Source organism: Leptospira ainazelensis (assembly GCF_016918785.1).
Taxonomy (GTDB): Bacteria; Spirochaetota; Leptospiria; order Leptospirales; family Leptospiraceae; genus Leptospira; species Leptospira ainazelensis.
Genome location: NZ_JAFFPT010000048.1, coordinates 1 through 21,225, shown reverse-complemented (window position 1 = coordinate 21,225; position 21,225 = coordinate 1). Strand labels below are relative to the sequence as shown.

Below are 21,225 nucleotides of genomic sequence, written 5' to 3'. Positions count from 1 at the left end.
CAGATGGAATCGGATGGGAAATAAATTGTGGTTTGGAGAGCTTTTGAAAAACTTCATCTCTGTATTATAAAAACTAAACTCCTAAAAAAGAGTTCTATATCTGTTAGATACTATCTGGCAGATAGATCAAGCAAAATTTGTTTAGTTACAATACGATAGAAAAAGAGAGGCATTTTTGCGTGACGCGAGTAATGCCTCCCTCAAAGGTTTGTTATCTTTTTTTACCTGCTTCGCGGAAAATCTGGATCATTTTTAAGCCGTCCGTGAGATGAGCGACGGCGCTGATTCCACCCATCATTGCTCCGCTCATTCCCGGAGAAGCTGCGTCGGCTCCCGTAAGAAATAAGTTTTTTATCGGAGTTACGGGAGAAAACCAAGGGGCCTCCTTTTCGCGAAAACGATCGGGAACACAAGGAAGTCCGTAGATGGTCCCTCTTTTGTGAAGTGTAAAGTGTTCAGTTGTGAGAGGTGTGGAAACTTCGCTATATTCTACGTTTGCCTTAAAACCGGGAAAACGTTCTTCGAGATAATCCAACAGTCGGTCTCGGATCGACTCTTTTAGTTTTTTATAGTCTTCATCCCTTTCTTTCCAAGGTTGGTCCTTCCACTTTGCGAAAGGTGTATAGTCGCTAAACGCGATGACCTCGGCCGTATGTCCGTGTGCGTGAGGGTCTTTGAGAGATGGAAAGGAAAGATAAGCGCCCGGAACCTTGTTGTTTCCTTCGATCCAATTGATTCCCTCCTTAAAGTTTTGATCGTGATCAAAGGAACTATAGATCCAGTAGTTTTCGCCTAAAAATCCCATTTTTTTAGGGTCGTCCTTTAGACCGAGATATAAGGTTACGTTCGTAGTCAACGGAAATTGATCCGTAAACGTTTTGAGTTTTTCCAAAAATGGAATTGGATATCGGGAAGGGATCAACTTCGTATAAGTGTTGTAAGCTCCCGCGTTGGATACGATTGCATCCGCAGTGTATTCTTCGATGACTTCCTGATTGGTCTCCTCGGATTTTTTTCGGTTTTTCACCTTCACTCCGACGGCCTTACCGTCTTGAATGAGGATCTCCTGTACTTCTCTGGAAAGAAGAATTCTTCCTCCCTTTTCCTGGATGATCTTTTGGATCGATTGTGAGATCACTCCGGAACCTCCGATCGGATAATAACCGCCTTTGAGATAGTGTGCGACGATCAGTGCGTGGATTGCAAAGGCGCTGAGAGAAGGGGGAAGACCGTAGTCGCCCCACTGCGAAACAAGAATCGCTTTGAGTTTGGGAGATTTAAAATTCTTATCCATGTATTCTTTGGTCGTGATCAACGCGGAATCTGCGCCGATCAGATCGATCGCGTGTCCGAATTTATCTAAGAATGGAGGAAGAGCCTTGAGCATCATGTGTCTGCCGTGCCAGCTCGCGACTTTTTGAACGTCTTCGAAATAATGTCCGATCGCTTTTGTTTCGTCGGGGAATAAGGATATTAGATCTTTCTTATATATTTCCGGGTCGCTGTTTTCTCCAAATGTGATTCCAGGGTAGACGAACTTTTCGAAGATCTGAGGCATCTGAAACCATTCGATTTCGTTTCTTGTGATGAGATCGAAGATCTTCCGAAGCATGGAATTCTCATCCATATCTCCGATATAATGGATTCCCACGTCCCAGAGAAACTTTCCTTCCCTTTTGAAGACGTGTGTAAAACCGCCGGCCTTGAAGTGTTGTTCGAGGATGAGAACTTTTTTGTCTCGGAACTGCGCCATCAAAGAAGCCACGGTCAGCGCGCCGATACCGGATCCGATCAGTATGAGATCGTAGTGTTTTTCTTTGATGTCCATCGTTTCCATTCTCCCGAAAAAGTTTCCGGACAGATTGTTCGGATGAGCAGGATTCTGTCTTCTTAAAAATCGAAACGGATTTTATAATCTAAAGGCTGGAAAGTTACTTAAGGACGAACGGATGGAGACGATCCAAAAATCGAACTCAAAGTCTTGATTTGGAATTTTCGAATCGAACCTTTTTTTTGGATGTAAGAGCTCCTACGAAAAAGGAGTTAAGCGGGAAGAGAATCTATTCATTTGCGAGATTTCTCCGGAAGGATTTTGTAGTTCGGTTGAAAAGAAAAAAGCCGGGTTTAAACCCCGACTTCTTCTTCCTCGGTTTCGGATTCTTCTTCGCCTTCGCTCATCAATTCCTTGAGTTCGTTGTAGGCTTTGTCCTTTTCTTGGACTCCGGTTTTTTTGATCGCTTTCCGAAGCACATTTTCCCATTGCTTTTCCGGGAGGTTTGCTTGGATATCTTCTAAGAGTTCCAAGATTGCAATGTCGTCTCCGGTGTTGAAGATTTCCGTTGCATCGTATCGAAAGAGTGCGGATAACTCATCGATGTATTCACCCACGCTAGATCCTTTTCCGGAGGCGAGCCTCTTGTCTTGAAGCTGTGTCTTTTTTTCTGCCTTGCGGAGGTCTCTTTCTCTTCTTTCCAGTTCAGTGCGTTTCATAGAAAAACCCTCGATTTAGCTGATAAGCCAGTTTTTTACGGGGGCTTTTCGTGTATAGGAGATTCCCGGGAGGCCCCCAGGACCGGTTGCAAAAACGCTTGTTATAAATTCCATTCTCTTTGTACTATAGACTCATCGAACAAACGTTATGGTCTATAGAAACACTGAAAGAAGGGAAACTTGGGGGAATTAAAATGTCTATCGGCACAATGGAGCAATCGGGCTCTAAAATGAATGGAAACTATATCGGAAGCGGTTTTCAGGTGGCGCAGAATCCAGCCACCCTGGAAGAAATCGGCAAGGTTCCGAACACAGATCTGACAAAGATGTCTGAAATTTTTCGCAAAGCAAGAGAGGCTCAAAAACAATGGGCATCCACTAAATTTGCGGTTCGTAAAAAACACATTCTAAGGATGCGCGATTATATCGTAGAACACGCGGAAGAATTGGCGGAGATCGTAAGCAAGGACAACGGAAAGTCGAGAATGGACGCGCTTTCCACCGAAGTTCTTCCCGCTGCTCTCGCGGCGGATTGGTATGCGAAGAATGCAAGACACCATCTGCAACCGAAAAAACTTCCGATGTCCACATTCTTATTTTTTAATAAGAAGAATGAACTTCACAGAGTTCCTCTCGGCGTCGTGGGAATCATCAGTCCTTGGAATTATCCTCTTTCAATTCCTTTTGGAGAGATCGCGATGGGTTTGATGGCGGGGAACGCGATTCTTTTGAAAGTCGCTCAGTCCACGATTCTTGTCGGAGACGCGATCGAAAAGATCGTGAGAGCGGGAAATCTTCCCGAAGGATTGTTCTATCATATCGTAGGTTCCGGCGGAGCCGTTTCGAAAACTTTTTTTGAAAATCGTGTGGATAAGATTTTTTTTACCGGTTCCGTTGCTACGGGCAAAACTCTGATGGCCGCCGCAGTAAACACGTTAACTCCCTTGTCTTTGGAATTGGGCGGTAAGGATCCGATGATCGTTTTGGAAGACGCGGATCTCGAACGCGCCGCGAACGGTGCGGCTTGGGCCGGTTATCAGAACGCCGGTCAATCCTGCGGAGGAGTGGAAAGGGTTTATGTTCAGGAAAAAGTATATGATAAATTTGTAAACTTACTCTCCGCGAAAACAAAAGCGATCCGTCACGGAGCCGATGTAAACTTCGACGTGGATATGGGTTCCATGACGACCGAAGAACAGTTGAATACCGTAAAACACCAAGTAGACGACGCGATCAAACACGGCGCGAAAATTGTCGCACAGTCTCAACCTTCCGCGAATACGAAGGGATTTTTCTATCCCGCGACTCTGATGGTCGACGTGAATCACGATATGGAATTGATGAAGGAAGAAAATTTCGGTCCTGTCATTCCGGTGATGAAATTCAAAACGATAGAAGACGCGATCGAACTCGCAAACGATTCTACGATGGCTCTGACTTCCTCCGTCTGGACGAAAAACATAGGTTTGGGGAAAAGGATCGCACAAAAATTAGAATCGGGTGTCACTACAATCAACGATCATCTTTACACTCACGGTCAATCCGAAACTCCTTGGGGCGGTTGGAAAGATTCCGGATTGGGGAGAACTCATTCCGGGCTTGGGTTTGACGAGATGACACAACCGAAACTCGTGAACTGGGATATCATTCCTTCGAAACGGAATATTTGGTGGTATCCGTTTAACAAGACCTCCTACGAAGCGATCCTTGCGGCGATGAGATTCAACTTTACGAAGAATCCGATTTCTTGGCTGATCAACGGAACAAAACTTTCCGTCTTTATGATCGGGAAGATGTTTACTTCTTGGAAGGTTTGATTTCGGAAGTTTGGAAAAGAATCGAGTCTTTCCGATGTTCTCATTTTACGGGCTTTAAGTCCGGATCAAGAAATTTTCGGTCGGACTTGGTTTGTCGGTAGAATCGTGGCTTTGGCCTTCGGAAAACGAGTTTTCCGTGATTTTTTCTTTTGAATGGAGGGCCGTCCCCGAAATTTAAAAAGTAGGAACTCACACGTCTTTGGAATACACAGAAAGGATTCAAAATTTCTAAGAATTCGAGTCCCTCTTAGGTTGTTTCTTTGTAGGACCTCTTACAAAGGATTGGAATTTTGCAAAACGGAATTTTTCAGTCCTTTCCGGGTTTCGCGGCAGGCGTTTTAAGAATATTTTAAAAAACGCGAAGGCCGACCGGGAAAGCAGAAGTTCAGAGTTTGTTCCGAAATTCTTAAGTTGTAGGAGCTCTTACAAAAAAAGAACTAAACTGTGGAGTTCCTCAATATACCGACCTGCCTCGTCCTAATTTGTAGGACCTCTTACAAATACGAAGCGATCATCGAAACGAAAGGGTTAAATAATCTGTAGGAGCTTCTACAAATACCCCGGAATAACAAAAGAACGCCGCGCATTCTTTGAGACTAAGAGACAATCGTCAAAGGCCTTTTGGTGCGGACGCGTCCGTTCAGTTCATTCTTAAAATGCAAGTTTCGAAAAATCGAATATTCAATTTGAATGATGATCTTGAGTTTTACTGAAAAATTTTTCGAAATCCTTCCGGAAGATTTCCCAGTTTTCGAGTGGAATAGTCCATAAAAACAACTCCCGTCTTCGCCTCACAGATGATCTTTCCGTTTGCCGGACCGTCCGCGTGAGACATCCTATAATAGATATCGCATCCTCTCGGATTAAAATCACCCGCCGTTATCTCCACGCGAATCTTATCCCTAAAAAACGCCTCGGCCTTGTAGACGACCGCGATGTCCGTCATAATAATCCCGAGACCTTCCACATTGAGTTCGTTATAATTGTGTTCCAAAAAGAAACGAGCTCTTGCTTCATGAAGAAGGGAAATGACTCGGTCGTGCGCCAAATGATCCGCAAAGTTGACGTCGTAAATTCGAACGTCCAGATCGACCGACCAGACAAACTTGTTGGGGAGTTCTAATTGAATTCTTGGCATTCTATTCCTCTGTTTGGTTTTCTTCCGATCTTGCTTTTTCCATCGCCTTCCGAATGATTTCGGCGGCTTCTTGTTCGCCTTGTTCTTCCTCTTCTCTGGAAAGAGGTTTGTGTGAGTTCCTGTTTTCAATCAATTGATAGTCTCCGATATAAGAAACCATTCTTGAATATTGAATGTAGAATAGGATCGATGTAAAAACCGCGAGTACAATCGCGGTTCTTTGGATTGGGGCTTCCAAATACGAAGTCAATGCGACGTAGAATAAGAAAGGAATGTATGCGGTAAAGGCCACGCCGATCCCGATTCCGATATATACGTGGATCAATCCGCCGAAACTCTGTAGAATGATGGCAAGCCAGAATGTGCCGAAGACCGCCGTGCTCGCCCGGAAATTTCGACTCCAGTTCGTGATTCCTCCGCAGATCCAAGAGACGAACATATAAAGAAAACCTAAAATAGGGAATGCGATAAAACTCGCCAAAAAATAAGCGAAGGGCATTTCCAAAAATAAGAATGAGACCGGCGGGTTCGGCATATCGAGCGGAGTAAAAAGAGTCATGCTTAAAACCGCGCCGATATATAAGAATCCGAGAAAGGTCAAAAAACGAAAGTAAATGGTGAGAATCGAGTCTTGAGTTTTCGGAAGGTTTTTAAAAAAAGAAATCGGTCTGATTAAAATGTCCCGCGTTTCCGTCAGGATGGATTGAAATGAATAAGAAAACTGAAACATGGGATCTCCGCTTTCGAACAGATTTTTCCGCAAAAGCGAGATGGCAAGACGAAAAGAATTCTGTTCAAGCTCCTTCGAATCCGATCTTTTTTTCGGACTCAAAGAACTCTCGATCTTCTATCAATGAGAAGACGGTTCCTCTTTGGTAAGGCCGTTCATATATTCTTCCAAATACGTGTGATCGGTATAATCCAACATTTTTGTAAAGTGAACGTGATCTCTTTGATATCCTAGAATCGTCTCCAAGGTTTTAAAAATATTGAGACCGGCGCTGATCTCGATATCGGTTCCTCGAAATTGCAGAGGATGTTCGTAACCTGCTGCGTGAGTGACGGAGAGAACTTCTTTTCGAAGTCCTTTGATATAATTCGCGTTTCTTTCGGCTTTGAGTTCGATATCGAGACCGGCTTGTAACCAGCGATTCTGCGTGGCAACGCCTGCGGGGCAGTGGTCCGTGTGACATCTCTGCGCCTGAATACAACCGATCGAAATCATCGCTTCTCTCGCGACGTTGATGAGATCGCATCCCATCGCGAAAGCAACGATCGCTCTATCAGGAAAACCTAATTTACCACTTCCGATCCAAGCCATTCTTTCGGAAAGGTTCTCGTTTTGAAAGATCTGATAGACCCTCGCAAAACCAACTTTAAAAGGAAGAGAAACGTGATCCGCAAACGCCAAAGGAGCGGCTCCGGTTCCACCTTCTCCTCCGTCGATCGTGATAAAGTCGGGGCCCTTGTTGGTTTCTTTCATTCTCTCTGCGAGCTCGTTCCAAAAATTGATTTCTCCAATGGCGCTTTTGATCCCGATCGGAAGTCCGCTTACGGAATGAAGTCTTTCGATAAAGTCTATGAGTTCGCTTACCGTACTGAACTCGGAATGTGCGTTAGGCGAAATGCAATCTTGTCCCGCGGGAACTCCACGGATCTTTGCGATCTGTTCGGTAACTTTTTTTCCGGGGAGAATTCCTCCTTTTCCGGGTTTGGCGCCTTGTGAAAGTTTGATCTCGATCATCCTTATTTGAGGATTCTCTTGAATCTTTTGCGCGAACATATCAAGTGAGAAGTTTCCTTTTTCGTCTCTTGTGCCGAAATATCCGGTTCCGATCTGCCAGACGATATCACCGCCTAACTTGTGATAGGGGCTGATCCCACCTTCTCCGGTGTTCTGATAACAGTGGGCCATCATCGCGCCTTTGTTCAGAGCCGAAACCGCATTCTTACCCAAGGATCCGTAAGACATTGCGGATATATTTACGACGGAAGGAGGGCGAAACGGTTTTTTCCGGTTGTGAAATTCTCCGATGACCTTGAGACAAGGGATCATGGAAGAATCGTTCTTGAGATGTTTTACTTTGGATTCCGGAAACGGGAACGTACTGTGTTTGATGATCGGATATCCGGCTTCGTATAATAGTTCGGTAGTTCCGAATCCGAAGTTGTTGTTTTGTTTTTTTGCGGTCGCGTAAACCCAAGAACGTTCCGCTCTGCTGAAGGGCATTTCTTCTTTGTCGTTTGCGACCCAGTATTGTCTGAGTTCGGGCCCGATCATCTCGAAAAGATATCGGATTCTTCCCACCAAAGGAAAGTTGTGTTTGATTGCGTGTCTTCTCTGAAAGATGTCGTGTAGAAGTGCGATGAGAGTATAAATCCCGATCGAGGAGAACAAGGAAGACCAGGGGTTTTCCAAAACAAATTGAATTAGAATGTGATAATCCGGAATTTGCATCCGGCAATTCTGCACCTTTTGAAAGCGTTCCGCAAGAAATATTTTTACTAACTCGCGGATTCTTCCCTGTGCTTGTAAACAAATTCTTTCGAGAATTCTCCACGTTTGTTCATCCGAGCGCCGATAAAGTTCGTTCCGTCTTGAAAAACAAAACTATTGCTCTTTACCCAATCTCCCGTGTTGATGATTTTTAAATTGGGAATGCAGAGAAAGTCGTGTGTGTGACCCGAAATCAACACTTTTTGACCCTGGTGAGAAATTCTGGAAAGGCGTTCGTAGTATTTTAAAATTTCTTCCGTCGTAGTCGGATCCTGTCTGTTGAGATGTTTTTGATAAAACGCCTCCGAAAAACGGAATAGATTCGGCAAAAGAAGCGCAATCATATGCAAAAAACGTAATAAAAAGATGGAGCCGATCCACGTGAATCGGTTGTATTGACCTTGGTGACCGTGCAAAGCGATTAGGATATCGGTTTCGGCTTTTTCGCAGATCTCCCAGTCTCTTTCTTTGAGATACTTTTCGATTTTCGGAGGAAGATTCATCAGATACGAAGTGGAATCGTGATTCCCCACGATATAGATTTTATCTCCGCCGCCCGCTGAAAGCGCGTCCAACCGGTCAAAAAGTTTGTTAAATCTTTTTTTACTTCTTCGGAGCCTTCGCGATGCGCTGAAGAACCAGTTCTCGATGATATCTCCCACAAGATAGATCGTTCGAAACCGTATGTTCTTTTTTTCCAGATGATCTAAAAATTGGAAGAGTTCCTTGTGTTTGTGGGCTTTGATCTTCTTGTTGAGAAGGTAGTGAACGTCCGAAAGAAAAATTCCTTCATAGACTTTGTCACGTTCAAATTTCATTGAGTTCCGATTTCAAGTTCAATCTGACGAAGGGATCGGTCTCTGTCAAACGATTCCGTCCAAATTCTCAAACAAGAAGAATAAAATTGAGTTACAAGGTTTTGTTTTTCAAAGCACTTGGAATCTTTCGATCGCTTCTTTTTCCAATCTCTCTCGATGATCGGGATGTGCGATCGCGATCAACGCCTTCGCCCTTTGTCTGAGATTCTTCCCATATAAATTTGCGATTCCGTATTCGGTCACGATATAGTGAACATGAGCTCTGGTTGTGACCACGTCGGCTCCGGGTTTAAGAATGGAAACGATTCTGGATTCTCCCTTTGCGGTTGCGGAAGGAAGTGCGATGATCGGTTTGCCGCCTTCCGAAAGAGAAGCGCCTCGAATAAAATCCATTTGCCCTCCGACTCCTGAGAATTGTCTGGTTCCGATCGTGTCCGCGCAGACTTGTCCAGTGAGATCGACTTCCACCGCCGAGTTGATGGCGGTGACTTTCGGGTTTTTTCGGATTACGTGAGGATCGTTGATATAACCGATATCGAGCATCGCAACTTGAGGATTGTCGTCGATGAAATCGTAGAGTTTTTTTGTACCCATCACAAAACCGGAAACGATTTTTCCCGGATGTTTTTTCTTATGAATTCCGGTGATGATTCCTTTTTGTACGAGATCCATAACACCGTCCGAAAACATCTCCGTATGGATTCCCAAATCCTTGTGAGAAGTGAGACAGGTGAGAACCGCGTCCGGAATCGCTCCGATTCCCATCTGAAGAGTGGCGCCGTCTTCCACAAGAGACGCCACGTTTTTTCCGATCGCGATTTCGATCGCCGTAAGAGGCGCGGATTTGTGTTCGTGTAAGGGCATATTTCCTTCCACAAAAGAATGAATTTGATTTACGTGAACAATCCCGTCTCCGTGGGTTCGAGGCATGTTTTCGTTGACCTGCGCGATTACGATCTTAGCAGTTTCCACGGCGGCCTTGCTGATATCGATCGAAACTCCGAGAGAACAAAATCCGTGTTTGTCGGGAGGAGATACTTGGACAAGAGCGACGTCTAACGGAAGAATGTTTTTTCTAAAAAGAAGAGGGCATTCGCTTAAGAACATTGGAATGTAGTCCGCCCTTCCTTCTTCCACTGCCTTTCTCGTGTTGGCGCAGACAAAAAGTGAATTTACAAAAAAACGACCTTCCATTCCGGGTTGAGCATACGGGGCCGTTCCTTCCGTATGAAGATGAATCATTTCCACGTTAGTCAGTTCGGGGGCCCTTGCCGTCAAAGCGTCTATCAGCAACTGAGGAGAAGCCGCAACGCTGTGTACAAAAACTCTTTGGCCCGATTGGACCGAGGAAAGAGCTGAATCAGCGGAAATATATTTAACTTTCATTGAATTTCGGAACCTTTTTTAAAAGAATTCTCATTTGGAGCCGAGGCTCTTCAACCTATTTTTTTGATTTTTCTATCTACAGGAAAATGATATTTCTCAAGCTATCCATATAATGTCATCACAACCGACTCGTAACATATACGTAAAATCCGAAGGAATGTTGATCTTCGTTTTAGCGGCGATTCAATTTACTCACATTCTCGACTTCGTGATTATGATGCCCTTGGGGAGTTATTTTCAAGAGGCGTTTCACATCAATCCGAGGGAATTCTCATTCTTAATATCCGCATATACATACAGCGCGTTTGCCGCAGGAATTGTGGGGGCGCTTTTTATCGATCGATTCAATCGAAAAACGGCGGCTCTTTTTTTGTATGCGGGGTTTATCATAGGAACCGCGTTGTGCGCGGTAGCGGATTCTTACATTTTTCTTTTGTTTGCAAGAATTTTGTCGGGAGCTTTTGGCGGGGTTCTCAGTTCCGTAACGTTCGCCGTAGTAGGAGACGCAATCGCGATGGAAAGAAGGGGAAGGGCGACCGGTGCCATCATGGGCGCTTTCTCGGTTGCCTCTGTGATCGGAATTCCTCTGGGTTTAAAGATCGCTTCCTTCTATGGATGGAACATGTCTTTTGCCGGAATCGCCTTAGTGAGTCTTCCGATCCTGGTTATGATGTATTATCATCTTCCTCACATTCCTCCGTTTCAATCCGCAGGAGACAATCCGGTTCTGAACTTCCTCCGAATTCTTACTTATAAAAAATATACGGCTTCGTATATGCTCATGATGTTCGTGATCTTGGGCGGCTTTACCGTGATTCCGTTTATCGCTCCTTATATGGAAAGAAATGTGGGAATTCCAAAAGAAGAAATTCCTTGGATCTATTTTTTCGGAGGTTTGGTGACTCTTTTCTCTTCGAGACTGATCGGGATTCTCTCGGATAAGATCGGAAAACACAAGGTATTCTATATTCTGGTTCCCTTATCCTTTGTTCCCATTTTTATCATGACGCATTTGGGAAAAACCTCGCTGGTCAACGTCGTGATTTTAACTACCTTTTTTATGGTTCTTGTTTCAGGGAGATGGATTCCGGCATTGGCTCTGATCACTTCCAGTACGGAGCCGAGGGACCGAGGACGTTTTATGACCGTTATCTCCTCGTTTCAAAACCTGGCATCCGGTCTGGGGGCGACCATCGGGGGAAGTATTCTTTACGCGGCGACTCCGACGGCTCCATACGAAAACTATGATATAGCCGGATACCTCGCGATAGGGTTTAACGTGTTTGCGCTGATTCTGATTTCCAGAGTGAAAGCGGTTTCTTAGGAAAGAAAATTCCCGAAAAAAATCGCTCTAATTCTTGACATTTTAATGAGACAGAATATTTTGCAGCCACACGAAAAGGAGGTGGTCTAGTGAATGATAGTTGTTGTAAACAATTGACCTGTGAGGTGGCTGAGCAATAGCCCGGGTTTCACTTGCAATACAGCCGTAGTCGGGGCATTGCAATACAATCAGACCACTGACCTTTCTGAGTTTCGCGAACTGGTCATTCTCGAGCTTCCGATCCCGGCAGTTTGATGCCGGAGAAACGATGCAGTCGCTCAGAAGGTTTCCCTCAAATTCTTTCAGAACTCTCCAGTGTCTTCCTCACAGATCAGCCGAAAATTCTTCTCTTTTTTAGAACCTTTTGAGATTCAGGTAGAATGAAACGTGCCCTGATATTATCCGGAGGAGGAGCCCGAGGCGCTTATCAAGCCGGGGTCCTTCGATATTTAGAAGAAATTCAATTCAAACCGGATGTCATCTGTGGAACTTCCGTAGGAGCTATTACAGCCACCGCGATGGGTTGCGGAATGAACGCGGCCGAAATCACAAAACTCTGGAAGTCGATCGAAGCGAAGAAAGTGATGCGTTATTCGATCTGGAACGATCTTGTAGACATCTTTGTAAAAAGTTATTCTCCTTTAACCGATACGACACCGCTTAAAAATCTTCTCTATTCCCATTTGGACTTTCGAAACCTAAGAAAGAATCCGACTGAAGTGATCATCACGGCGGTAAACATTCTCACTGCGGAACTTGTCTTTTTTCGAAACAAGGAAATCGATATCGAGCACGTGATGGCTTCTTCTGCAATTCCTATGTTTTTTCCCTGGCAGTATGTGGACGGAGCCCCTCACTGGGACGGGGGTGTGATGGCCAATACCCCGATTCTTCCTGCGGTGGAAAGAGGGGCGACCGATATCGTAGTCGTTTTACTTTCTCCGGTCGGCGGGATCGACATGGGACTTCCTAGAACCAGAAGGGAGGGATTGGAAAGAGTCTTCGAACTTTCGCTGATCGGTTCTTTTCAAACGGTGATGGCCAATATGAATTTCGAGAAAAAAAAGAGAAAGGGTAAAAAATCGAAACTTTCTTCGCTTTTATCCATTCCGAGCGCGGATCGACCGGAATTAAAAATCAGAACGATCGGTCCGAGAACCTCGCTCGGCTTTGGTAGTATATTAAATTTTTCGCAAGTACAGGCGGACTATTTGATCAGCAGAGGTTATGAGGACGCAAGAATTCAATTTAATGAATAAAACGGCGATCACCGACTCGTCGTTTGCGTTGTTGAAAAAGATATAAGAAGAATTCAATTCAGGAAATATATATGGAAGAATTATTTGTAAAGAACGGACATTTCGCCGGGAAAGACGGGACGATCTATCAGTTGAGAGGAGTCAATCTTTCCGGATCTGCGAAAGTCCCCGCCAAACCCGATGGAACCACACACTTCGATCAGACTCTTACATTCTACAATCATAGAAACGTCTCCTTTGTGGGAAGGCCTTTGGAAGAAAGCCAGGCCGCGGAACATTTCGATCGGCTTCGAAAATGGGGATTCAATTTTTTAAGATTTATCATTACTTGGGAAGCGATCGAACATAAGGGTCCGGGAAAGTATGATACGGAATACATCGATTACATAGAAAGAATGGTCGCGCTCGCGGGGCAAAAAGGGCTCTATCTTTTTATCGATCCTCACCAGGACGTTTGGTCTCGTTTTACCGGAGGAGACGGAGCGCCCGGATGGACTTTGGAAGAGGTGGGAATGGACATCGGGAAAATCCGGGATTCCGAAACGGCGATCGTACATCATCACCAGGGAAGAAATTATAGAAGAATGTCCTGGCCTCTCAATTATCAGAAGTATGCTTGTGGAACGATGTTTTCTTTATTCTTCGGAGGAAAAGAATTCGCGCCGGATACGAAGATCGGCGGAAAAAACGTTCAGGATTTTTTACAAGATCACTATATCGAATCCGTTCTCAAGATCGTAAAAAAACTAAAAAAATACAAACACGTAGTCGGTTTCGATTCTTTGAACGAGCCTTCTCCCGGATGGATCGGAAAGAAGAATCTTGGTGAATTCGAGGCCTTCGGTTTTGGAAAGGTGATCAAAACTCCTCCGTTCAAAGAAATGTATCTATCGGAAGGTCGCGCCGTTTCTGCGGAGCAGGCCTACATGCTTGGGTTCTGGAGTCTTCCTTGGGGAAAGGTCCGTTTGAACGCGGGTGGAGTTCCTCTTTGGAAACGGGGACAACAGTGCGTTTGGAGAAATCACGGAGTCTGGGATTACGATCCGAATGGAGCCCCGATGCTTCTCAAACCGGAATATTTCTACAAGAAGAATGGAAGAAAATACGAATTCTATTCGGACTTTATGCAACCCTTTATCAAGAAGTTCAAAGAAAGAGTGCAGAAAGTAGAAAGCAGATTTCATATTTTTATAGAAAGCGATCCTTCCAAACTCGAATTGGAATGGAAGGAAACACCTAAAAAGAATCACGGTTCCGTCGTAAACGCGACTCACTGGTATGACGTTTCCGTTCTTATGCTCAAACGTTATTTTCCTTGGTTCGGAGTTCATGTCTTTAAAGCAAAGCCGGTTTTTGGAAAGGAGAATATCGATAAGGCTTACGAAGAAACGATTCGAATGATTCGCGAGATGTCTGAAAAAAATATGGGGAATTGCCCGACCGTAATCGGAGAAACGGGGCTCCCGATGGATTTGAATCAAAGAGTCGCGTATCTCAAAAAAGACTATGGTGTTTTGGAAAAAGCCTTGGATCGAATCATGAAGGCGATCGAAAAAAATTTCGTAAACCTTGCGCTCTGGAATTATACTCCGGACCACACTCACAGTTTGGGAGACCGCTGGAACGAGGAAGATCTTTCGATCTATTCTTTGGATACTCCCGTTGCTTACGACGAAGACGGGGGGCGGGCGGTGAGGGCGTTTAGTAGACCGTATCCGGTTCGGACCAAGGGTTTGCCCGTGGCCTTGTCCTTTGATATGGAACGGTCTCTTTTCAAATTCTCCTTTCGCCAAGAAGGAGAATTATTTCCGGAAACTGAAATTTTCATTCCGGAGATTCACTATAAGAATGGGTTTGAAGTTCTGGTGAATGCCGGTTCGTATCAGTATGACGCCCGTGCCAGAACTCTAAAGTTCAAAGGGGAAAAGGGAATTTTACATTACGGAATAACTATTTTACCGTCGAAAAAATCACTTTTCAGGGAACAAGATCGGACTAAAGTGGTTCCGAATACTCAAAAGAGGAAGATTAGATGAAAAAAGTTCTCATGATTACCCTAAGCGCAGTAGCAGTTCTATCTTTGACTGTTATGTGCGGTGGACCAAAACATTCTGCGGAAGAATGCGCTCCTATCGTTGAAGAAATGTTAACCAACCTGACGGCAGGTCAAAAAGCAGATGACACTGCAAACATTGCGACTATGAAAGCGACATTAGTTCCTGTTTTGCAAAAAGAGTGTATGTCTGGAAAATTTGATCTGACTTGTCTCAAGTCCGCGAAAAGTATTCCTGCGATTCAGGCTTGTAAGAAATAAGATTTTTCCTATCAAAAAAGCGGGGGAGAAATTTTTCTTCTCTGCTTTTGGTTGTCTCCACTTTTTCGCCGTCTTCTTTCGGCCTTAATCTTCTAAAAGAAAAAAACCTTCCTCTTCTGAATAACATCCATGTTCTCGATAAGGTCCGGATGGATAGAAATGGATCTTCTGAGCGTATCTTCTCCCGATTTTTAAACAATTCAAACAAATATCCCAGCGAATTGCCCAATCACATTCTTCCTTTCTAAAAGAAGGAAAAACCCGAAGGAGCGGTTTCGATTCCGGTTGCTCCCGAGATTTTTGATCGGTTTCGTTTTGAGAAAAGATTGGAACAGAGGAGTCAAACAAAAGGCCGAAACTAAACAGTCCGAGAAGACAAAATTTTCCGATCCAGATTGAATTTCCGGAAGGAAATATTTTATCTCGAACTTTGCGATCGTTTTTGAAAGCGGAGGACATCTAAGATTTGTATCGAAAGAATTCGTTTCAACCAGAGAGAGAAATTTTCTTTAGTTCCGATTTTTAGAATCAATTCCGGTTTTAGGAAGACGCGAGTCTTGTTCTTTTCTACGCGCATACCAAATTTTGAATAGGGAAAATACGAAAAGAAAGATTCCGATTCCGTTTGCGATATGACTTCCCACCGAAGGAGTCGGTCCGTGTTCCCCTTGCATCAAAACTTGAATCGTCGCGATCAGGATCAGGCTGCTCAAAAAACCGAACACCCATTTGCCGCCGGGCCTTTTTGATTCTGATCGAATCCAGAATGAAAGTGGAATCAAAATTCCTACAAAGATCGCGTTTCCCCAAAGTTCGTTCCTCTCCCGAACTACAAGTCCGACCCCGCAGAATCCGACGAGCCAAGCCGGGATCAAAAAAAAATAACGTGGGCGGTTTTTTTCGTCCAGAGTCACTTCTAAGATTCCTCCTACAAGAGCGAGTATGGAACAGAAAATCAATAAGCCCCAAGGATTCCAGGTTACATCGAAAAAGCTCAAAATGATAGAGATCAGTATGGCGAAAATTCCTAACGCTCCGCCAGTTCCATTATAAACGATCGTCATGAGAAAAAACCTCGATTCGAATAACAAGCGGCTTGCATTTTTATTCTTATAAAAAAAGAGAAGTCAGGCTTCCGTTCCATTCTTTCCAAAAGAAGAATTTGTTTCGTAAGACGTCGACTTTTTGTGAGCTTTGAAAATCCAAAGCGGTCTTGTGGGTCGGTCGCAAAGCTAAGAACAAAAAGTAAGGAAAATAGAATGTAAAAAATTGATTTGTTGGATTCTCAGGTAAAACGGAGCAAAAAAATTTTCAAAAAAAAAGAATTTTAAATTCTGAAATCCGCTGCCGAAAGCGATCTAAGGAACCGTCTTGTGTATGGGAAACATTTTGATTGCTCCGATGAAAAAAGTAGAAGATCGCCTTGCAGTAGACGGGAAGACAAACGTAGAGACCTTTCTCATTCCTGAAGAATATTGGAAGAGATTGAATGCGGACGAAAAGGTCTTTCTTCGAAAGAAAATTCCGGTTTTGATGAGAAGATATGGAAAGTATCTTCTTTCGTTAAGAAGGATCAATCCGGAAGTCGGAAAAACGATGTATCAAAAAAATCAAGGCCCCCTTATTCGAATCAATGTAAGAATGGACTTTGGAACTTGGGCGATTTTGAGTTCCTACGCAACGGCTCACGGTGTCTCCCGTTGTTTTCTCGTCAACTATATGCTTTGGTTGGAAGAGATCGGGGTTGGAGAATCTATCAGTGAAACTTTAAATGTGGGAACTCCCTCATTTCATGACTTTTACTGCAATATTCTGACCCTCGATCTGGGCTCAAACATGATTACGCGAGAATTTATCTTCGACCCGAATCCGATCTACGCAAAGGATCGCATTCAGTATTCCTAAAATTCTCAGAATTTCAGATTCCAATCCTCTTTTTCTTTTTTTACGCGAAAGAGAAGGATTGAAGATTCTCAAAACCTCCATTGACTTTTTTTCAAAGAGAAGATCCAATGGATTCTTAACTCAGTCCAAGAGTAAGAATAGGGAGAATAGGAAAGCAAAAATGCACAATAGACGAAATCATTCTCTTTCAATGAATCTTTTTTTTCTTGCCTTTCTCATCTCCGCCCTCCTTACCGGACCATTGTCCGCTTTTGATCACACCCACTCGAAGTTTTCAAACGAACTCAAAAAATACGTTCAGAACGGTCTTGTGGATTATTCCGCTTGGAAGGTAAACCGTACCTCGTTGGATTCTTATCTCCAAACATTGAGCGCAGTTGAGGAAAAGGAATATTCTTCTTTTACCAATTCCGAAAAACTGAGCTTTCTGATCAATGCGTATAACGCGTTTACGATTCGATTGATTCTTGATCACCATCCCCTCAAAAGTATCAAGGATCTCGGCGGCATTTTTTCCGGACCTTGGAAAATAGAATTTTTTACACTTCTTGGAACTAAGAAGAATTTGGATTGGATCGAACATGAGAAGCTCAGGAAAGATTTTCAGGAGCCGAGAATTCATTTTGCAATCAACTGTGCGTCCAAAGGTTGTCCGCCGATTCTCAACGAATCTTTTCAAGCGTCCAAACTCGAAGAACAATTGAACTCAGTGACTAAGAAGTTTCTCTCGGATTCAAAATTCAATCGATACGATATGTCTGCAAAGATTCTCTATCTTTCTAAGATCTTTCAGTGGTTCCAGTCGGATTTTACTCGTAAAAACGGGAATCTCCTCTCCTTCATCAACGCAAATTCCGGACTTCCTCCGATACCAGCTTCTGCGGAAATCCATTATCTCGACTACGATTGGAATCTAAATCAAAGGAAATAATCGGATTGATTTGGAAAAAAAACCGTAATTCTGAAAAAAAGCCGAATTCCCTCTGTTAACTCAGGATAGAAGGCAGGAGCGGCAAAGGAATTTACTTGAAATCGGGTTTCCCATCTTCAACTTAGTTCCAATGACCTCCCGGAAAGATTTTATGGATGCTCTCTATCGAGAGTACAGCGGAAAGATTTTTGATTTCCTCTATAAATATTCTTCCGGAAATCCTGAAGTAGCCATGGACCTCATGCAGGATACATTCCTGAATTTTTTTAGGAAGTATTCGGATTCGGATCTGGATAAGGAACAAGCGATTCGCTTGCTCTACACGATCGCTCGAAACCGTTCCATCAATCATTCGCGGAAATTCTCGACCGTAAAGGAAACGGGGAATTCCGAGATGCAGGACTTTCAGGAAAAGAAACTTTCCTTCGTTAGAAAAGCCGAACTCAAAGATCTGGAAGAACGTCTTCTGGTTTGTTTGGATGAACTGGAAGAAGACGAAAAGTATGCTTTGATCCTTCGGTTTATGGAAGATTATAATTTGTCTACGATTGCTGAAATTATGGACATTTCGGTTTCTACCGCCTCTCGATTGATCGTAAAAGCGACGGCGAAAGTGACAGAGATCGCGGAAAAAAAGAATTTGAAGCCCTGATTGAATCAAATAAAAAAAAGTTGGAAGCATCGGGAATGGAAAGGGAAGAGAAGATAAAAGAAATTCTGCTGGAAGGTAAGCAGAACGAACTTAGTCCTTCTGTGGAATGGCTCGGCAAAAGTTTGAGCAGTTCTTGGGTTGAATATTCAGCCAAACAGTCGGATTTTGAGTCGCTCTATGCCCGCGCCCAGGCCTCGAACGTTGTTTCCTTTTCCAACTTTGCAAAAAATAAAATCGTTATTTCTCTCTCTGCAGCGGCCATTTTTTTGATGGCAATCACATTAGGATATTATTCTATTTTTAAAAATAATTCTCCGCTAAACGTCGAAAAGGGCGGAGTTGAAATTTCACAGGTCGAAGGGGAAGCGTATCTGACTTCTTCCGATCCGAAAGACAAAATTCTTCTCAAACCCGGAGTTCGGATTCAAGAAGGGCAGAAAGTGATCACGGGCCCGACCGCATTCTTAAATCTCAAGGTGTCCGAGGGAATCGCCGTCCGCGTCCTCGGCGATTCTCAGGTTTCCTTTCCAAAAATCGATCTCTCGACCCATTACAAAATCGGAATCGACCTGGAAAAAGGCGAACTTCTCGCTCACATTCACAAGAATCTGAAAAAGGAAGAATTTATCATCCGTTCGGAAACGGTCAGCGCCGAAGTTCGCGGAACGAGTTTTAGCTTTCAAAACCTCCCAGGAGATGGAACTAAAATTCAAGTTTTAGAAGGCCGTGTCGCCGTGAGCGCGAGAGCGGATTCTCAAAAGACCGCTCCGGAAGGGGAGCAAGTTTTGGAACCCAACCAAGCGATCTTTGTGAATCAAAAAGGTTTTGTTCGGAGCCGTCTGAAAGATTCCGAAAAAGATCTTCTCAATACCGAATTTGATAAATTGCCGATCGAAAGCATTCCACGCGACAAAAACAAGGCCTATTCCAGCAAACAAGATCTCTTGACTGAGTTTCAAAGAATGGAACGGCTTGTTCTCGTAGACGGAAAGACGATCGAAGGTGTCATCGTGGACATGGACGAAAAGGCGATGTATGTTCAAACGCTGGAAAAGGAAATTACGATTCCTCGTGAGTCCGTATCCGAAGTGATTCAAGTCCATTAAACGAAATTCTCTTTGACATCGAGCGGGTAAATCGGGAAATTTAGTCCTCGAGGACCCCGCATGACACAAGATGACCCCGGTAAAAAAAGGATTTTTAGTAACTACCTCATAGACCGGGACTTCCAACTCAAATTCTTACTGAATTATTCCTTACTGATTCTCTTCGGACTTCTTTTGACGGTCGGTTTTCTCTACTGGTTGAATTACACCAAATTTGACAAGGGCGTGGTTTTCCGTTTGAGAAACGATCCCGTCAAAGTGTATCAAAAAGGTTTTGAAGAACTCAACGGTGTGGAAAAAGAAAAATTCGTCGAGAGGGAAGTTTTTCTTCCGGACTACGATCATAGGCTCGATATGTTTACGATCCAAGTGAATGGAATTCTTCTTTTGTCCGGTTTGTTTTTAGGAATGACCGCGATTTTTACCGTCATCTATTCTCATAAAATGGCCGGTCCGGTTTACAATATCAAAAATCACCTCAAAAGATTGGCAGACGGCGAAAACGTCAAAAAGATCAAAATTCGAAAAGGGGATGAGTTTCAAGAACTCGCCGATCTTCTCAACCAGGTTATCGAAAAAAGAATCAATTCGAAAGGTTGATTTTTTTTATTCGAACCGAAGAAAGCCTTAGGACTTATGTTTCAAATCGGGGTTCTTCTTTGCCGGAGCCTCGAAGTCATTAGGAAATTAATTGTAGATTTTTTCCCGAACCTATGTAAACCTTCTCGGTATGATCCGAAACGTTTTACTCCTGACCTCTATCTTTTTAACTTTTCCACAGATTGTTTTTGCCGACGAAGAAGTTGCAATCGCTCTCTTCGTTACCGGTAAGGTGCATTATACTTTGGGAGGAAAGACTGAAACTCTCAAAAAGAATGTAGTTTTAACAAAGAGCGCGAAGGTAGAAACTGGAGACGGTAAAGCAGACCTTCAATTGGGTGCAAACGCAGTGATCCGGCTTGCTCCTTTTACCAAGATTGAAATTTCGGAACTCTATTCCGACGGGACCAAAAATAAAACCAAGGTCAATCTGGTTTCCGGCAAACTTTTTGCCAATGTTCAGAAATCGAATAAAAAGGAAGATCTGGAAGTCACTTCGGTTTCTTATACCGCGGGTGTTCGCGGAACTCAATTTGTGATCAGCGAAGATAAAGAGAAGGCTCCAAAAAATGAAGATTCTTCGATTCCGGACGGCGTTTTTGTAAACGAAGGCGCGGTTGCCGTCAATACTTCTTCCGGAGGCGAACTGGATCTAAAAGCGGGAGAACAGGCTTCCTGGAACGGTAAGGAGTTGCTTCTCGAACCTCTCAAGGAATTTATGAAAGAGAAGATGAAAATCATTCAAACCTTCAAGACGATCAAGGCTGAGAATTATCAGATGCTCAAAGATCAGAAACTAAAAAACAAGGAACTTCTCGAAAACTTTCCAAAATCATAATACTCTATAAATTGAATGTCTCGGGGGGGGGGGGGGGGGGGGGGGCCCCGGGGGGGGTTTTTACGACTGATTTTAAAAAAAAAACACGTGGGGGTGGGGGGGGGGGTTTAGTTGGTGGGGATTGTGTTAATGAATAAACAAAAGATTAAT

General features: G+C 43.7%; 20 protein-coding genes. 11 read left to right on the top strand and 9 right to left on the bottom strand.

What is annotated here, in order from left to right:
• Nucleotides 1-211: 211 nt before the first annotated feature.
• Both JWG44_RS12645 and JWG44_RS12640 read right to left on the bottom strand, forming a co-directional pair.
• Complete coding sequence (locus JWG44_RS12645) at nt 212-1,828, bottom strand: phytoene desaturase family protein (protein WP_205275329.1); 1,617 nt, start codon at nt 1,826-1,828, stop codon at nt 212-214.
• A gap of 296 nt (nt 1,829-2,124) precedes the next feature.
• Entirely contained in the window at nt 2,125-2,490 is a 366-nt protein-coding gene (locus JWG44_RS12640; protein ID WP_118969365.1) for an LB_289 family protein, read from the bottom strand.
• A gap of 194 nt (nt 2,491-2,684) precedes the next feature.
• Here JWG44_RS12640 and JWG44_RS12635 point away from each other — a divergent pair, with 194 nt between their 5' ends.
• Nucleotides 2,685-4,307, top strand: a complete 1,623-nt coding sequence (locus JWG44_RS12635) for an aldehyde dehydrogenase family protein (protein ID WP_232371627.1) — start codon at nt 2,685-2,687, stop codon at nt 4,305-4,307.
• Nucleotides 4,308-5,013: 706 nt separating this feature from the next.
• Here JWG44_RS12635 and JWG44_RS12630 read toward each other — a convergent pair.
• The 5 genes from JWG44_RS12630 to JWG44_RS12610 form a co-directional block, all read right to left on the bottom strand.
• The gene (locus JWG44_RS12630; RefSeq protein WP_205275322.1) at nt 5,014-5,445 is read right to left on the bottom strand and encodes an acyl-CoA thioesterase; all 432 of its coding nucleotides are present in this window, start codon (nt 5,443-5,445) and stop codon (nt 5,014-5,016) included.
• Nucleotide 5,446: 1 nt separating this feature from the next.
• The gene (locus JWG44_RS12625; protein WP_205275321.1) at nt 5,447-6,175 is read right to left on the bottom strand and encodes a Yip1 family protein; all 729 of its coding nucleotides are present in this window, start codon (nt 6,173-6,175) and stop codon (nt 5,447-5,449) included.
• Between the two features lie 120 nt (nt 6,176-6,295).
• Nucleotides 6,296-7,903 (bottom strand): FMN-binding glutamate synthase family protein, encoded by a 1,608-nt coding sequence (locus JWG44_RS12620; RefSeq protein ID WP_205275320.1) that lies wholly within the window; start codon nt 7,901-7,903, stop codon nt 6,296-6,298.
• 47 nt (nt 7,904-7,950) lie between these two features.
• Nucleotides 7,951-8,760 carry a UDP-2,3-diacylglucosamine diphosphatase gene (locus tag JWG44_RS12615; RefSeq protein WP_205275319.1) on the bottom strand — a complete coding sequence of 270 codons (810 nt, stop codon included), beginning with the start codon at nt 8,758-8,760 and terminating at the stop codon, nt 7,951-7,953.
• A 108-nt stretch (nt 8,761-8,868) separates the two neighbouring features.
• Nucleotides 8,869-10,146: an acetyl-CoA hydrolase/transferase family protein gene (locus JWG44_RS12610; RefSeq protein ID WP_205275318.1), complete on the bottom strand. Its 1,278-nt coding sequence runs from the start codon at nt 10,144-10,146 to the stop codon at nt 8,869-8,871.
• Between the two features lie 112 nt (nt 10,147-10,258).
• Here JWG44_RS12610 and JWG44_RS12605 point away from each other — a divergent pair, with 112 nt between their 5' ends.
• The 4 genes from JWG44_RS12605 (at nt 10,259) to JWG44_RS12590 (ending at nt 15,043) form a co-directional block, all read left to right on the top strand.
• Nucleotides 10,259-11,470: an MFS transporter gene (locus JWG44_RS12605; protein ID WP_205275317.1), complete on the top strand. Its 1,212-nt coding sequence runs from the start codon at nt 10,259-10,261 to the stop codon at nt 11,468-11,470.
• A 380-nt stretch (nt 11,471-11,850) separates the two neighbouring features.
• Nucleotides 11,851-12,729 carry a patatin-like phospholipase family protein gene (locus JWG44_RS12600; RefSeq protein WP_205275316.1) on the top strand — a complete coding sequence of 293 codons (879 nt, stop codon included), beginning with the start codon at nt 11,851-11,853 and terminating at the stop codon, nt 12,727-12,729.
• A gap of 71 nt (nt 12,730-12,800) precedes the next feature.
• Complete coding sequence (locus JWG44_RS12595; protein WP_205275315.1) at nt 12,801-14,765, top strand: glycoside hydrolase family 5 protein; 1,965 nt, start codon at nt 12,801-12,803, stop codon at nt 14,763-14,765.
• The gene (locus JWG44_RS12590) at nt 14,762-15,043 is read left to right on the top strand and encodes a TIGR04454 family lipoprotein (RefSeq protein ID WP_069609767.1); all 282 of its coding nucleotides are present in this window, start codon (nt 14,762-14,764) and stop codon (nt 15,041-15,043) included. Before JWG44_RS12595 ends, JWG44_RS12590 begins: the two co-directional genes overlap by 4 nt.
• A gap of 84 nt (nt 15,044-15,127) precedes the next feature.
• On the opposite strand, the gene JWG44_RS22685 is transcribed toward JWG44_RS12590, so the two are convergent.
• Together JWG44_RS22685 and JWG44_RS12580 are read right to left on the bottom strand one after the other, a co-directional pair.
• Nucleotides 15,128-15,502 (bottom strand): hypothetical protein, encoded by a 375-nt coding sequence (locus JWG44_RS22685; protein ID WP_408611966.1) that lies wholly within the window; start codon nt 15,500-15,502, stop codon nt 15,128-15,130.
• A gap of 50 nt (nt 15,503-15,552) precedes the next feature.
• On the bottom strand, nt 15,553-16,107 hold the full coding sequence (locus JWG44_RS12580; protein WP_205275314.1) for a hypothetical protein: 555 nt from the start codon (nt 16,105-16,107) through the stop codon (nt 15,553-15,555).
• A gap of 313 nt (nt 16,108-16,420) precedes the next feature.
• Between JWG44_RS12580 and JWG44_RS12575 the strand changes: the two genes are divergently transcribed.
• The 6 genes from JWG44_RS12575 (at nt 16,421) to JWG44_RS12550 (ending at nt 21,075) form a co-directional block, all read left to right on the top strand.
• On the top strand, nt 16,421-16,948 hold the full coding sequence (locus JWG44_RS12575; protein WP_205275313.1) for a DUF1564 domain-containing protein: 528 nt from the start codon (nt 16,421-16,423) through the stop codon (nt 16,946-16,948).
• Between the two features lie 160 nt (nt 16,949-17,108).
• Nucleotides 17,109-17,879 carry a DUF547 domain-containing protein gene (locus tag JWG44_RS12570; RefSeq protein WP_232371626.1) on the top strand — a complete coding sequence of 257 codons (771 nt, stop codon included), beginning with the start codon at nt 17,109-17,111 and terminating at the stop codon, nt 17,877-17,879.
• A gap of 151 nt (nt 17,880-18,030) precedes the next feature.
• Nucleotides 18,031-18,531, top strand: coding sequence for an RNA polymerase sigma factor (locus tag JWG44_RS12565; protein WP_205275312.1), 501 nt, complete (start codon nt 18,031-18,033; stop codon nt 18,529-18,531).
• Nucleotides 18,532-18,551: 20 nt separating this feature from the next.
• Nucleotides 18,552-19,637 carry a FecR family protein gene (locus tag JWG44_RS12560; protein ID WP_205275311.1) on the top strand — a complete coding sequence of 362 codons (1,086 nt, stop codon included), beginning with the start codon at nt 18,552-18,554 and terminating at the stop codon, nt 19,635-19,637.
• Nucleotides 19,638-19,697: 60 nt separating this feature from the next.
• Nucleotides 19,698-20,237 carry a HAMP domain-containing protein gene (locus JWG44_RS12555; RefSeq protein WP_205275310.1) on the top strand — a complete coding sequence of 180 codons (540 nt, stop codon included), beginning with the start codon at nt 19,698-19,700 and terminating at the stop codon, nt 20,235-20,237.
• Between the two features lie 130 nt (nt 20,238-20,367).
• Entirely contained in the window at nt 20,368-21,075 is a 708-nt protein-coding gene (locus tag JWG44_RS12550) for a FecR family protein (protein ID WP_205275309.1), read from the top strand.
• Nucleotides 21,076-21,225 lie beyond the last annotated feature (150 nt).